We start from the raw sequence: 14,254 nt of genomic DNA, 5'->3' as shown, positions 1-14,254 counted from the left end.
TCCCTCCATCTGCGTACTGTCATGTCTATTCTCACTAGCGGCTCTCATCTCCGACAACAGTTTCTCGATTTTTTTGCAGCGCGTGGACACAAAATTTTGCCCAGTGCTTCTCTGGTGCCCGAAGATCCGACCGTGTTGTTGACGATCGCCGGGATGTTGCCATTCAAGCCGATCTTTTTGGGACAGCAGCAGGCAGAAGTGCCACGGGCGACGACGGCTCAGAAGTGCATTCGCACCAACGATATCGAGAATGTGGGACGAACGGCACGACACCACACGTTTTTTGAGATGTTGGGCAATTTTAGCTTTGGCGATTATTTTAAGTCGCAGGCGATCGCCTGGGCATGGGAGCTTTCGACGCAGGTTTATCAATTGCCACCAGAACGAATCGTGGTCAGCGTGTTTGAAGATGATGACGAAGCGTTTGCAATCTGGCGTGACGAAGTTGGCATCCCGGCGCATCGAATTCAGCGCATGGGTGAGAAGGACAACTTTTGGGCATCTGGCCCGACTGGCCCGTGCGGCCCTTCTTCTGAGCTTTACTACGACTTTCATCCTGAGCAAGGAGACGCGGTACTTGACCTCGAAGACGATAGCCGATTTATTGAATACTACAATCTGGTATTTATGCAATACAATCGGGACGCAGACGGCAATCTGACTCCGTTGGCAAACAAAAATATTGATACGGGGCTTGGCTTAGAGCGAATGGCGCAGATCCTGCAAAAGAAGCCAAATAACTACGAAACGGATCTGATTTTTCCGATTGTGGAGACAGCGGCGCAAATTGCTGGAATCAGCTATGACAATGCTGACGAGACTACAAAAGTTTCACTCAAAGTCATTGGCGATCACATTCGGGCAGTCGTTCATATGATTGCGGATGGAATCACTGCGACGAATGAAGGTCGAGGCTATGTGTTGCGGCGGCTGATCCGACGAGTGGTTAGACATGGACGATTGATCGGCATTAATCACGAATTTACTCCACAGGTGGCAGAAGCGGCGATCGACCTCTCAGAATCCGCCTATCCCAAAGTTCGGCAAAAAGCAGACACGATCAAAAACGAACTGCAAAAAGAAGAATCCCGCTTTAGAGAAACGCTAGAACGAGGCGAAAAACTGCTGGATGAAATTCTGTCAAAAGTGACGGATCAAATTTCTGGACAAGATGCCTTTGTTCTCTATGACACCTATGGCTTTCCGCTAGAACTGACGCAAGAAGTTGCCGAAGAAAAGGGATTAACTGTCGATACAGAAGGCTTTGAAGCCGAAATGAAAGCGCAGCGAGAACGGGCAAAAGCGGCTCACAAAACGATCGACCTTACCGTTCAAGGCGAACTCGATAAACTGGCTGAAACGATTCAAGCGACTGAGTTTTTAGGATATTCTCAACCGTCGAGCCAATCCACGATTCAGCTTTTACTTGTCGAAGGCGAACCGATCGAATCAGCAGAGGCAGGCGCACAAGTTCAAGTCATCCTGGATCAAACGCCGTTTTATGCGGAATCCGGGGGACAAATTGGCGATCGTGGCTATCTCTCCGGCGAGTCCGTTTTGGTGCGAATTGAGGATGTGAAAAAAGAATCCGCTTTCTCGGTGCATTTTGGACGGATTGAACGGGGAACCTTGCGCGTTGGCGAGTCTGTCACGGCTCAGATCGATCTGGCATGTCGTCGTCGGGCCCAGGCGCATCACACCGCAACGCACTTATTGCAGTCTGCTTTAAAGAAAATTGTCGATGACGGCATTTCTCAAGCAGGGTCGCTCGTGTCGTTCGATCGCCTGCGCTTTGACTTTAATTGCCCTCGCTTGATTACGTCAGACGAACTGCACCAAATCGAAGAACTGGTCAACACCTGGATCGCTGAGGCACACACCGCCAACACCTACGTCATGGGGCTGACCGAAGCCAAAGAGAAAGGCGCGATCGCAATGTTTGGTGAAAAATATTCCGAAACGGTGCGCGTGTTGGATGTCCCCGGTATCTCAATGGAGCTATGTGGCGGAACCCACGTCAGCAACACGGCAGAAATTGGCATCTTCAAAATCGTGTCTGAGTCTGGAGTCGCGGCTGGCATTCGTCGGATCGAAGCGATCGCCGGAACCGCCGTCTTGGAATATCTGAATGTGCGAGATACCATTGTGCGCGAGTTGAGCGATCGCTTTAAGGTCAAGCCCGAAGAGATTCCCGATCGCATTACGACGCTGCAAACCGAACTCAAAACCACCCAAAAACAACTCGACACGCTCAAAGGCCAGCTTGCGGTTGCCAAAGCCGATCAGCTACTCACCCAGGCTGAATCGGTTGGTGACTTCAAAATTCTGGTCGCCCAACTCGAATCCGTCGATCCCGAATCGCTCAAAACCGCCGCAGAACAACTTCTCCAAAAACTAGGCGAAGGGGCGGTCGTTTTAGGATCGGTGCCCGAAGCAGGAAAGGTGAGTTTGGTGGGGGCATTCAGTCCAGCAGTGGTTAAGAAAGGCTTGCAGGCTGGGAAACTGGTGGGAGCGATCGCTAAACTTTGCGGTGGTGGTGGCGGCGGCCGTCCCAATCTGGCTCAGGCCGGTGGACGTGATGCCAGCAAGCTCCCCGATGCCCTCGCTGAAGCTCAAAATCAACTTAAATCAGGCTTACAGTAGCCGCTCCTTGAATTCGATGAAAGTTTTTCGCTGCGTTGTTCTGGTCTTCTGCCCTCCAAGCTGCCAATCTTGGGGGACTTTAGGACAAGAACTTTAGTTCAAAGTCTCTCACTGGTCGAAGAGTTAGGGGATGTTTCCGGACTGACGAACCGCAGCAAAAATTTTCATCGAATATCACGTTAAATTAACGTCAGTTCGATGAACGCTTCGCTTCGCTTTTAGATCCAGGAACGCCCCCTAAATCCCCCACGAGTGAGGGACTTTGAACCAGAATTCCTCTCTGAAAGTCCCCTAAAATTGGGGGTTGGGGGGCAAAAGCCATGAGCAACGCAGCGGAAAAACTCTCATCGAATATCACGTTAGATTAATTTGCGTTAATCGCCAAAATGCTTTTAGGTTCTACATTCCAGACGATTTGACCGTAGGTTTCTGGGAGGTAGCAGCCGTCTTGCTTGTCGTGGCGGACGAATTTGCACAAGAAATCGAATTTACCGTCTCGTTCGATGCGCCAAATTGCTCCTTCGACGGGATCGATCGCTCCATGTCCGGAGGTTGAGACTGCTGTTAGGGCTTGCTCGATCGCGAAGGCTTCTCCTTGATGAATCAATCGGGGAATCGTGAAAGTAGGGGCGAGGCGATCGCAAAATTCTTCATAGCCAACCCGCCGACCTGCCTGCATGAGATCGAAGGCGACAAACGGCTCGTGAGTCAAGTGATAGCGCGTTCCGTGGGCTTGCAAAAGCCATTCTCCGATTAGTCGTTCTCCATTCTTCAAGACGCTGCGAAACCGATCTTCGTGTAGCCAAACCCATTGATAAAAATATTGGTGCTGCTCATAGGGCGAAGCGTTCGCCACATAGCCCGATCGAATCAAGGGATACAGCTTGCCATCTAGAAGGGCTACACCTACATTTGAGCCGTCTAGTTTTTCTTGAACGATCACTTGATCACGCCGATCGCGAAGTTTTTTGGTCGCAATTTTCGCCTGTCCCGGATTGCAGGTGTGATCTCCTGTGCCGAGTCGGGAGCCAGGAAGGTGCGGAATATGCCCATAATTCTTGATGCCTAAAGGCTTCATCACCGTTGGTTATAAGTTTTGTAATATCCATGTAGTATAACTGTATCGTAGATGTTGTGGAATTGATGGGTGCGATCTCTTCGAGTTACCCGCAAGGGGTCGCTTCGAGTTACCCGCTAAGGGTCGCGGCTTCGTTCGATGCAATTTTGGCTAACTCTGCGGTTTATAATGCACTTATGTGAAAGCCTGTAAGTTTTGCCGATGCATTCTTATACTCGCCGTTCAATTCAAGTTGTGAAAACCAGTATGAGATCCGCTAAACAGGACACTGCTTATTGGCGAGATCAGCCTCATCACTTGCGTCTTGCTGCCTTAGAGGAAATCCGCCAAGAGTTCCATCAATGGAAATATCATGCTGAACCAGGATTTCAAAGAGTTTATACAGTTATTAAACGATAATCAGGTTCGCTATCTTGTGATTGGCGGCTATGCGGTAGCGGTTCATGGCTATCCTCGCTACACAAAAGATATTGATATTTGGATCGAGATGGCACCAGACAATGCCACCAATATTATGCAGACATTGCAACAGTTTGGTTTTGGCTCTCTTGAAATGACCCCTGAAGATTTTCTCACCCCTGATCAGGTGATTCAGTTGGGATATCCCCCTAATCGTATTGATCTAATCACTACGCCCGATGGTGTTGATTTTGTGACTTGCTTTAATTCAAAGCTTGAGATTGTAATAGATGGAATGACAGTGAACTTTATTGACTTAGAGAACTTGAAGATCAATAAGAAAGCATCAGGAAGACTACAGGACTTAGCTGACTTAGAGAATTTGAACAATTGAAAAGAAAAGCTTGGGGATAGCTTACTTAAAGGCAAAGAGAAATGGAAATGTGAATAGCACGATCGCTGCCCAAATTCCATATAAAGGTAGATAGCTTGTAATCCAGTTTTTGATCGATGCGATCGACGCTTTCCCAAAAAAGAATCTTACGTACTGCACGAGCATTCCAGCCAGATTGCCAAAGACTAATAGGTTTGCAACTAAAACAACGACTCGATTGGGTGTAGTGCCATACGAGGCTAGACGAAACGCGATCGCGGAATACTAACATGGAGGCTAACTCTCTCAATTAAGGGTTAGGGAAGGGAATTCCATCAATGAAGTTACCCAATCCACTATATTTGTATTTACCATCACTCTCTAAGCATGTGTTTAGACGTGTTCTGTATGAATTCTCTATCTTCTCAGTTTCTAGCTTCCAAGAATCACGTGAATCAATCTCGCTCCTAAATGAAGTTCGGTTAAGAATCACTAACTGCTCGCTAGTCGCATCTACATGAAGTTTTCCATCACTCCACGATAAACTACTAATAACAATCTCAGAGTTGCCTCTATAAGGAGTAGGTGTGCCATTTACAAGTGCAATGCACATTTTTCCTCCCACCTTAGCAATGATCCTGGACGTACCTCTGAACAGACTTCCATCGCGACCGTATCGCCCCGTTGTCAACAATAGATTAGGGGGTGGCTCATCTGCTGTATTATCATCAATCTTCGGCCACCACCACGGGAGGGAGCTTCCGACAAGGATTGCCACTAAGACTGGTACTACAAGTCTTTCAAAAATCTGTCTAAAAACATCGTCCTCCTTTTTTCCCTTCGACATCAATTTACCTCTCAAAAGCGGACGTTTGGATAAACCTTTGCAGTACTCTCTTAAACATGACTTTACCTTATCAACAAGAGTTGGGCTAACGATCTAACTAGATGAACAAACAACTCAAACGCGACTTGAAACGCTTCCGCATCTTCTCGAAATAATCGCTCTAACTCAGCAGGATTGTCTAAATTTTCTCTAATCTGATGAGTAAGATTCATATGTGCTGCTTTGATTAAAAGGTGAAAATTGTAGATGCAGCGAAATCAATGGAAAGCTTCACTTTAAAGTTTTAGGATTCCCGAATTTATGGATCAGCCTTTTCTGTTGATTTTGACGAGTGCTTTGGCGTTTTACCTCGCCTGGAATCTGGGCGCAAATGATGTCGCAAACTCGATGGGAACGTCCGTCGGCTCCAAAGCGGTGACCTTGAGGCAAGCGATCGTCATTGCGGGCATTTTGGAATTCACTGGAGCCGTTCTCTTTGGGCAAGAAGTTTCTGCAAAATTGGCAACAGGCGTGGTGAACTTAGAATCGTTTGCCTCAATGCCGCAGATTTTTTTGTTGGGCATGATTGCCGTTCTGATTGCTGCGGGCATTTGGCTCAACATTGCAACCGTGTTTGGCTTTCCGGTTTCGTCGTCTCATGCCACGGTGGGCGCGATCGCCGGGTTTGCCTGTGTTGCGATCAATCCGCAAGCGGTGAATTGGTCGTCGCTCGGCATCATTTCCTTAACGTGGGTCGTCACGCCCGTGGTCAGTGGAGCGATCGCCGCGAGTTTCTATCGTGTGATCAAGCGTTGGATTCTCGATCAGCCTGACCCGATCGCCCAACTTCAAGAATGGATTCCCTGGCTGAGTGCTGTGTTGATTGGGGTGTTTGGCGTGATTGTGCTGCCCACCTTAAGCGAACCGATTCAGAAAGTTCTTAGCGATCGGCTTCACCTGCTCATTCCCGCTCACGATATTCCCTTGGTGATGGGCGGCATGGGAGCGATCGCGCTCACCTTCACGAGTTGGCGACAGCTAGAAAAAAAAGAGCCGCTTCCCGAATCCTTTCTCGCCCGGTTTCAGGTGGTTAGCGCTTGCTTTGTGGCGTTTGCTCACGGCTCAAATGATGTAGGAAACGCGATCGCACCGTTGGCGGCGATCGTCTCTATCTCCCAAACGGGAACCGTTCCCCTACAGGACTTTCGAGTTCCTTTGTGGATTCTTGTGCTGGGCGGCATGGGCATCGTGGCAGGATTGGCGGTTTTGGGAAAAAAAGTGATTGCGACGATCGGCGAAGGCATTATTTCTCTACAGCCCAGCGGCGGATTTTGTGCAGAATTGGCAACCGCAACGACGATTTTGGCGGCTTCTCGGTTTGGTTTGCCCGTTTCTACGTCTCATGCGCTGGTGGGGGGAGTCGTCGGCGTGGGACTGGTGCAAGGACTGAAATCAATTCAAGGAAAAACGCTGCGATCGATCGCCCTCACCTGGCTTGTGACCATCCCCATTTCAGCCGGACTCAGCGCCGTAATTTTTGTGATTGCGCGATCGCTTGTTCAGAGATTCCTACCCATTCTGCTCAACTAATGTTTTATTGGGAACAATACCAAACAGGCTGATAAAGTTTTTGTGAAGACGAAAAGCCTGACCGCGAACAGCAGGGGCAAGGACAAACACTCATGAGTCTAGAGGATAAGCGAAACCGTTTTGGGGCTGAGGGTGCAAATGCTGAATCGCCCGACATCAAGCGTCTGCAAGCGATGAGCGCCAAGTTGTCTTACGAGATCAATCAGTTGCAGGCCCAAAAAATGCGGCTGATGCAAGAAGTTGCTGATTTGCAGGCTCAGTTACCTCCCCAGCCGTCTGCTCGACGCGCCTATCCGATTCCTTTAGAAGTGCCTGCTGCTCCGCTTCCGTTTCGCACAAGGCTGACTCAATTACGGGTGACGCAGTTTGGGCTGCTGTTGGTTTTGATTTCGACGCTGGCGCTCTCGATTCACAATGTGATTGTTCGCATGATCATTGGGACTCCGATCGATTTGTTTGGCATCCTTTCGTTTGGCGGATTTATTCGACCAAGTTTGGGTAATTCGCTCTTGATTTTGTGGATGAGAATGCTGGTGGTCGTGCCGATGATGGCGATCGTTGCGGGCTGGCTTTATCCGCCTGTGTGGAGTGATATCAAGCAATTGTTGTTGGATCGCGATCGCCGTCCCTTGTCCAATGTGATTTGTAGCGGTGGGTTTTTGTTTTTGTCTCAAGTGTTGATCTATATTGCGATCGGAGCGGTTGGCCCAGGTGTTGCAGTCACGATTTTGTTTATGTATCCGTTGGTGACGGTGCCGTTGGCTTGGTGGCTGTTTGGCGATCGACCGACGCGCCTGCGGTTGGGTGTGATGTTGACGATTTTGCTAGGGGTGATTTTTACCGCCGTTCCCAGTTTCAAACAAACGGGCACAGTGTCTTCGACGGGCATTATGGCTGCGATTTTTGCGGGTGTGGCGTTTGCCTTTTATCTAATTTTTATGCAGCTTGGCTTCAAGAAGCTTCATCCGGTGCCCGTGAGTCTGGTGCAGTTTGTGACGATCTTCTTTATGTCGAGCTTGATTTTGTCGTTGCCCTTGCAGTTAGGTGTGTTTGTGCTGCCTGAAAAGCGGTGGGGCTTTCTAGTGGGCGGCGTTGTTTTGGGAGCGTTGACGCTGGTGGGTTATCTGACGAATAACTTTGGAGTGCGTCAAATGGGTGCGGCGAGAGCGTCGATCGTGGCCTCTAGCGGCCCAGTCGTGACGGCATTGTTAGCAGTTCTGATTTTGCACTTTCCTCTGTTGAGCGAACAGATCATTGGAATTTTTCTAGTGACGATCGGCGTGACGGCTTTAAGTTTTGAACGAATGCGCTCGATCGGACGGGCCAAAGCCGCTAAGTAGTTAGAAACGCAGAACATTTGTAAAGTACCATTGCAACAGTCTTCTCAAGCCACCCCTTCAAGCTTGAAGCATCAGTTGAGTGGCAAAGAATGCAAAAAACCTAGGGCGGCGTAGAAGGCAAATCAATCGTAAAAACAATTTGAAGCGATCGACTCTCAACTCGAATCTGTGCGCCTAGTTGCTCGACTAATTTTTCGACGAGAGCCAGTCCTAATCCAGTGCCGCCTTGTTTCCAGCGATCGCCCATCGGAATGCGGTAAAACTTCTCAAAAATGCGGCTCAACTCGACTGGGGGAATCTCGACGCTGGTATTGCAGACTCTTAGCGTCACGGCTTCGACTTCTGGAGGGGGCAAAGTGACACAGATGGTGATTTCTCCACCCGGCGGGGTGTATTTGCAGGCGTTGGTGAGTAGCTCTGTGACAATTCGCTCTAATTTGGCGGGGTCGGTGATTACAGCAGGCAGGTGACTGTCTAGATGAAGGCGGAGAACTTGTTGACCCGACTGAGCGCGTTCTTGAAAGGTATCGACGATCACGGGGAGCCAAGTTTGAAGACAAAGTGATTGCATTTCTGCAATGTCTGCGCCTGCTTCGATCCGTTGTAAATCCAGCAAATCATTGATCAGGGCTGTTTCGCGATCGCACTCGTGCTGCAAAATTTCTAAGTAGCGATCGCGATGTTCGTGGTTTGAAGACAGTTGTAACATCCGAATCGCCACTTTCATGTTAGCCATCGGACTTCGCAATTCGTGAGAAACGGTACTCAAAAAGTCATCCTTGAGATGACCCAACTGCTGAAGCTGCTGCATTTGTTGATTGAGTTGAGCCGTGCGCTCGTGAACCTGACGTTCTAGCCCTCGATTTAACGTTCTGACGCGCTGATACATTTGTTTGAGTCTTTGGGCGGCTCGTTTGCGCTCAGTGGCGATCGCTCCCAACACAATCCCGGTATGCGTAAAGCCCATCAGACCAAATTGCAGCGCCAGCGTATTGGCAGCCCCGCTCCGAGAACCGACTAAGAACGCTACGCCCAGATTGATCCCCAAAACAGTCGCCGTTGCTCTCGGAAACCCATACTGAATCGCAATCCAGATCATCGGCAAAAATACAAAGTAGGTATAGTCCAAACTTGTGCCACGGGGAGTGCCATAGCCGACCCAGATTCCTGCTGCCAGTAGTGTCACATGAAACAACAGAACCGGGATTCCTTGACGCGACGGCCAGCGCAACTCATCATCTCCACCCAAATCTTGACGCGATCTCTTCGAGTTACCCGCAAGGGGTCGCGCTTCTCGATGTAGCCAGATCCAGGGCACCTTTCGCAGCAATACCAGCAAAAAAGGGGCTAACATCCCAATTCCTGTCGAGTCGCCCGCGCAGTAGTGCAATGTAAGCATGAGCCACTGTGACCAGGGAATCAGTCCGATCGTGGCAAAATTAACGACTTGTAAGAACGCAATAATCAGGGGGGCAATCAGAGCCGCGATCACCGTAAACCAAATCACATCGCGCAGTTGCCGAAGTCGAGGATTAATTTTTAAGACTTTGAGCAATAGCCAGCAAGCCCCGGTGTAACCGATCGTCGTGACAACATCAAAGACAATCAGCGTCTCGATCGGCAGTTGGCGAGGACTCACAAACCAGTGATGGATGAACGTATTAAGCAGCAGGGTCGGCCAAAAGCGCAGACCAAACACCAGCAAAAGGACGACATCCAGGGCAGAAGGCGGATACCAGACTTGAATTTCGGGGGCTGACTCAAATCTCACAGCCATGAGATCCAGTCCATACCAAAGGGTCAAATAAATTGTGACGACTAAGACGACTTGTAACCAGGGAGGCGATCGCCGTAACCATTCAAGCGGCTCTCTAAACACAGGCAATTCATGAGGGGTGGGTGCAGGTGGGTCACTTTGGTTCTCATTGCTCACAGTGCTTTGGGGAGAGAATGCAATTCAACACTTTAGGATGGTGATGGTATTGATGTAACCTTCTCAAGGAATAGGGCTAAATTTGCTCTCATTGAAGTTTGGCGATCGCTCCCCGTTCGACTAAAAGTTTATCGGTTAGCAAGTCTCGCACAGTAGCGACTAAAATTCTCTGGTCGGTGACTTCAAACTGGACGGTGATGCGATCGAGTCCAATCTGTCCGGGTGGATCAAGGTGCGCGACACAAACGGACGGTTCCTGATGGGCGAGGGGGCGATAGGTTTCTTGTTGGCGTAAAGGGGTGCTGGTCATTCTGCCCTGAGCGTCGTAGGTGACTTCGGCTTGTGAAGCAGCGGCCACTTCTCCAATATCGAGGCGGATTTCTTGCTGTCCCGTTGTGGCGACTTGTAGGGTCAGGACTTCGGAACGCTGACAGGGATAGGAGGTGCCCTGGTCAAAGAGCGGAAAGTAGGTATACGATCGCGCCGCAGGTTCCCATAAGCGAATTGCGTAGGTGTGGCGCAAATAGTCGTCAATTCCAGTCAGTTGAGTCAGCGCCAAGGCTCCGTGAGCAACCGCTTCAAAGGGTTTGTCGAGCTTGACGCGCTGCCGCCCAAAGTAAGAGAGAACAAGCTGTTGAACGGCGGGAATTAGACAACTTCCTCCGACTAAAAGAACTTGCTCCAGATCACCTTTACGAATCCCTTTACCCAGGGCGATCGTTAACACTTCATCAAGCGCCTGACGCAACTGTTCGAGTAGGTGACGCGATTCGAGAATGGTTTCTAGCCGAGTGCGATCGAGCTTCAGATCATAGGAGGTAAAGGTTTCTTCATTGAGCCAGCTTTCGGTTGCTGATTCGACACTGGACAAGCGGATTTTGAGACGTTCGGCGATCGCCAGTAGATTTTGCCAACCGATCGCGCCTACCGTTTCTCGTGAAGCCCCGATTTGATGTAAATAATCTTCCACAATCCAGGTATCAATATCTTCTCCCCCAATGTAGGCATCTGATTTAGCCAACACTTCGGCTCGATGGATTCCAGACGTTCCCGCAACCGTTCGGACAAGGCTCAGATCAAGCGTTCCGCCGCCAAAATCAACAACTAAAACTAGAGAACCAGGACGCTGAATCGCATATCCCAAAGCGGCGGCGGTTGATTCGTCTACCAACTGCACTTGAGAAACTTCTAGCTGATCAGCCATGTCACGAAACCAATCATGATAGCGATCGAAGGCTCCGATCGGGACGGTAAAAATTACTTGAGAGGGGGTAATACTCTGTTGTTTAATCTGTTGCCAAATGTATTGTAAAAACTGGTTAGAAACTGATTCAACACTGTAGCTAATTCCATCAATCTGACGAGGCGGCGGTTGAAAATCAGCAGCCAGATCCCGCTTAAACGACTTGAAAAAGCGATCGGGTTGAGTGAGTCCCAAGCGCTGCGAGCGTACCTGTTCTCCCACCACAAATTCGTTTGCACTTTTGACAAACATCACCGTCGGCACTACGGGAATTTCGAGTTTTTCTCCGTTTTTGGTCAAGCGAAACAGCCGCGAAATGGTTGGAAACCGCAGCGTTTTGGGAGCTTGGGTGTCAGGTTCAAGAATGCTAACAACAGTGTTACTCGTGCCGAAGTCGATGGCGATCGCAGTCATGGAGCGTTTTGAAATCAGAATTAACAGGGGCTATAGAAAGTCCTAAATTGTCTATGAGAATCGTCAAATAATAGGTTGTTAGCTATTGATTAGCCATTGATTTGTGACTAACCATCAATAACTAAATTTCCACAATTCAAATCAGATAGCGATATCAGACATCTTAACTTTTGTTTGATGATTTAATCGTCTGAACGGGTGGCAGCGTCCGACTGACTCTGGCGGGACAGAGAATACGATCGCCCTGCTGATAGCCCACAAATCGAATGTAGACGAGTTCACCTGCTGACAGGTCTTCGATGTCGGGTTGGTGTAGTCTCTGATCGTAGGGTACTTGACTCCAGGGAACACCGATCGCTTCGATACCCCAGCTTTCAAGCAGATTCTCTAATGGTGTAAAAAGGGCGGATAAGTTTTGGGCCGGAAGATTGGGATTGGCGGCTGCCATTTTGCGGGCACTAGGATAATTAGTTAGCAGCGTTTGCAATTGTTCAAAGGTGTCAGTCTGAAAGTCCTGATTGAGTTGTGTTTTTTGTTGTTGAAGCTGTTCTCTCAACCGCAAACACTGCTGCTCTAAATCAGTCTGCTTTGAGGTTGCGATCGCCTCTCTAAGTAACTGCGAAGCAACTGGATTTTTGATCGAATTCGTCTTTCTCTTTGAGGACAAACTCAGAACAATACAGGACACTACAAACGTCAAGATCCAGCCAAACCAGAAAAAATTGGATTCGTGCATGATGGATAGGGTGCGATCGCTTGCCTGTACAAACTTTTATAGTTGATCAATGTACTGCCAATGATCATCTGAGCTACGAACGCTATCCTTGATTGTCTAGCCAAGTTGTCAGGTCATCGATCGTACTAAAGTTCAATAGCGCGATCGCGAGTGCTTCTAGTTGGTTAGCAGACATGGTTGAGATACGATCGCTCAGAGGTTTGGGTAACTGCCCCACTTTCTGCTGTAAAAGGAGAAACACGAGCGATCGCCGCCCCTTTTCCATGCCCTTTTCCATGCCCTTTTCCATGCCCTTTTCCATGCCCTTTTCCATCCCTTTCTCTTCCCAACTGGTCAGGTTCTGCATAATTTCCTCCTTCTGGCTAGGATTCATTTTATCAATTTCGGATTGAAACCTTTGCTCCTCTTTGACGTTTAGCCGGAGATACGTGTCTACAAACTTGGAAACCAATCGGGTTTTAGCAGGATTGAGGCGCAGGGTCACCAACAATCGTAAACATTCTGCTTTGACCTTAGCGCGGTCTTTCTTCGCAATCTTCATCTTTGCCATCAGCGCCGCCGCCACTGGATTGGGCTGATTGACATAGCGCCGCCAGTTTAGCCGATTGAGTTGAATCGACTCAAAACTAAACTCCAGCACTTTGCGCGTCGGAAACGCCACTTTGTAAGTGTTCTCTTCTACTCGATACGGTTCATCAAAGGAAAAGATCACGATCGGATAGATGTCTTTCACATATCGCTGATGCAGTCTTGCAAAGTAATAAAACATTCTGCGGTGAAAGTGAGCTTGACTGGATGCCTGCGCTTCAATGTGGACTAAAAAGGTTGCATCTCGTCCCGCTTGTTTAACTTCTACTAACAGATCAATAATTTTCTCCTCACCCTCAACCAGATCAGCAAAGTATTCTTGTTGTAGAAAGGTGATGGAGTTGGGGTCGATCGTCCTAGCGATCTCAGGCAAAAACAGTTCCAAAAACTCTAAAAAGAAAGTGGAGATCAGTTCTTTGAAGTTTTGGTCGTGGTCGATCGTCATTTACAGATTTAGAGACAGCATTTTTATCAGAAGTTAAAGCGTTAGATGAACCGATAGAAATCCTAAATCAGTTGTGAGAATCTTGAAATGGTCAAGTTGTTAGTCTTTAGTTCTGAGCCATTAGTTTGCGACTGATCACTAACGACTAATCACTAACCACCAAACTCCCACAACTCATTAGGATGTTCATTAGATTTAGAACAACTACGTTGCAGATTGTTTCTTGTAAGCTGCCCAACCACCCAGATCAGAAATGTCAACCCACTGATATTTTTCAACCAGATCACGCGGATAGAGCATCGCTGTCAAGACTTCTCCATCTTCGAGAATGACATCGCCTGGATACATATTGGGCGGCTCCGTAGAGACTAAATAATCGTACTGAGCGATCGTTAGTTCATACACTTCACCCGGAATGCTAATGCCATTCTCCTCGACTTGATAAATCGCGGGGTGCCAGCCTTCTTGTGCGGCATGGAGACGATATAACGGTTGGGTATTAGCCGATCGCAGAAACGTTGCAGATTGCAGATTGCCGTGATCAGGCTGCCCTTTGAGCGCCGAGCCACAGATAAAAACGCGCTTAGTGTCCGCAGAATTGGTTGCTGTCATGGTGAAAAGAATTCAATAGTAGACGATCGATTCG

Annotated in this window: 13 protein-coding genes; 4 read left to right on the top strand and 9 right to left on the bottom strand. The window is 48.6% G+C overall.

From position 1 onward, the window contains the following. Positions 1–21: 21 nt before the first annotated feature. Positions 22–2,643: an alanine--tRNA ligase gene (alaS, locus tag ACKFKF_RS10175; RefSeq protein ID WP_446867622.1), complete on the top strand. Its 2,622-nt coding sequence runs from the start codon at positions 22–24 to the stop codon at positions 2,641–2,643. A gap of 364 nt (positions 2,644–3,007) precedes the next feature. On the opposite strand, the gene ACKFKF_RS10170 is transcribed toward alaS, so the two are convergent. Beyond that, the gene (locus ACKFKF_RS10170) at positions 3,008–3,721 is read right to left on the bottom strand and encodes an RNA ligase family protein (protein ID WP_446867647.1); all 714 of its coding nucleotides are present in this window, start codon (positions 3,719–3,721) and stop codon (positions 3,008–3,010) included. Between the two features lie 352 nt (positions 3,722–4,073). Here ACKFKF_RS10170 and ACKFKF_RS10165 point away from each other — a divergent pair, with 352 nt between their 5' ends. After that, positions 4,074–4,514 (top strand): DUF6036 family nucleotidyltransferase, encoded by a 441-nt coding sequence (locus ACKFKF_RS10165; protein ID WP_446867621.1) that lies wholly within the window; start codon positions 4,074–4,076, stop codon positions 4,512–4,514. A 21-nt stretch (positions 4,515–4,535) separates the two neighbouring features. Here ACKFKF_RS10165 and ACKFKF_RS10160 read toward each other — a convergent pair whose 3' ends face one another. The 3 genes from ACKFKF_RS10160 to ACKFKF_RS10150 all read right to left on the bottom strand — a co-directional run bounded on the left by ACKFKF_RS10160 (position 4,536) and on the right by ACKFKF_RS10150 (position 5,552). Next, positions 4,536–4,673: a hypothetical protein gene (locus tag ACKFKF_RS10160; RefSeq protein WP_446867620.1), complete on the bottom strand. Its 138-nt coding sequence runs from the start codon at positions 4,671–4,673 to the stop codon at positions 4,536–4,538. A gap of 130 nt (positions 4,674–4,803) precedes the next feature. After that, complete coding sequence (locus ACKFKF_RS10155) at positions 4,804–5,340, bottom strand: hypothetical protein (RefSeq protein ID WP_446867619.1); 537 nt, start codon at positions 5,338–5,340, stop codon at positions 4,804–4,806. A 62-nt stretch (positions 5,341–5,402) separates the two neighbouring features. Further along, positions 5,403–5,552, bottom strand: coding sequence for a hypothetical protein (locus tag ACKFKF_RS10150; RefSeq protein ID WP_446867618.1), 150 nt, complete (start codon positions 5,550–5,552; stop codon positions 5,403–5,405). Positions 5,553–5,640: 88 nt separating this feature from the next. On the opposite strand from ACKFKF_RS10150, the gene ACKFKF_RS10145 reads away from it, so the two are divergent. Both ACKFKF_RS10145 and ACKFKF_RS10140 read left to right on the top strand, forming a co-directional pair. After that, complete coding sequence (locus ACKFKF_RS10145) at positions 5,641–6,909, top strand: inorganic phosphate transporter (RefSeq protein ID WP_446867617.1); 1,269 nt, start codon at positions 5,641–5,643, stop codon at positions 6,907–6,909. Between the two features lie 92 nt (positions 6,910–7,001). Beyond that, positions 7,002–8,249, top strand: coding sequence for a DMT family transporter (locus ACKFKF_RS10140; protein WP_446867616.1), 1,248 nt, complete (start codon positions 7,002–7,004; stop codon positions 8,247–8,249). Between the two features lie 100 nt (positions 8,250–8,349). On the opposite strand, the gene ACKFKF_RS10135 is transcribed toward ACKFKF_RS10140, so the two are convergent. The 5 genes from ACKFKF_RS10135 to ACKFKF_RS10115 all read right to left on the bottom strand — a co-directional run bounded on the left by ACKFKF_RS10135 (position 8,350) and on the right by ACKFKF_RS10115 (position 14,220). Continuing rightward, positions 8,350–10,182 carry an ATP-binding protein gene (locus tag ACKFKF_RS10135; RefSeq protein ID WP_446867615.1) on the bottom strand — a complete coding sequence of 611 codons (1,833 nt, stop codon included), beginning with the start codon at positions 10,180–10,182 and terminating at the stop codon, positions 8,350–8,352. A gap of 88 nt (positions 10,183–10,270) precedes the next feature. Then, entirely contained in the window at positions 10,271–11,839 is a 1,569-nt protein-coding gene (locus tag ACKFKF_RS10130; RefSeq protein WP_446867614.1) for an Hsp70 family protein, read from the bottom strand. Positions 11,840–12,002: 163 nt separating this feature from the next. Beyond that, positions 12,003–12,575: a nucleotide exchange factor GrpE gene (locus ACKFKF_RS10125; protein WP_446867613.1), complete on the bottom strand. Its 573-nt coding sequence runs from the start codon at positions 12,573–12,575 to the stop codon at positions 12,003–12,005. Between the two features lie 82 nt (positions 12,576–12,657). Continuing rightward, entirely contained in the window at positions 12,658–13,608 is a 951-nt protein-coding gene (locus tag ACKFKF_RS10120; RefSeq protein ID WP_446867612.1) for an Rpn family recombination-promoting nuclease/putative transposase, read from the bottom strand. A 204-nt stretch (positions 13,609–13,812) separates the two neighbouring features. Beyond that, positions 13,813–14,220, bottom strand: a complete 408-nt coding sequence (locus tag ACKFKF_RS10115; protein ID WP_446867611.1) for an allophanate hydrolase-related protein — start codon at positions 14,218–14,220, stop codon at positions 13,813–13,815. Between the last annotated feature and the right edge of the window lie 34 nt (positions 14,221–14,254).

It is taken from the genome of Phormidesmis sp. 146-12, from assembly GCF_052939495.1.
This window is presented reverse-complemented; position numbering and strand designations above follow the sequence as displayed.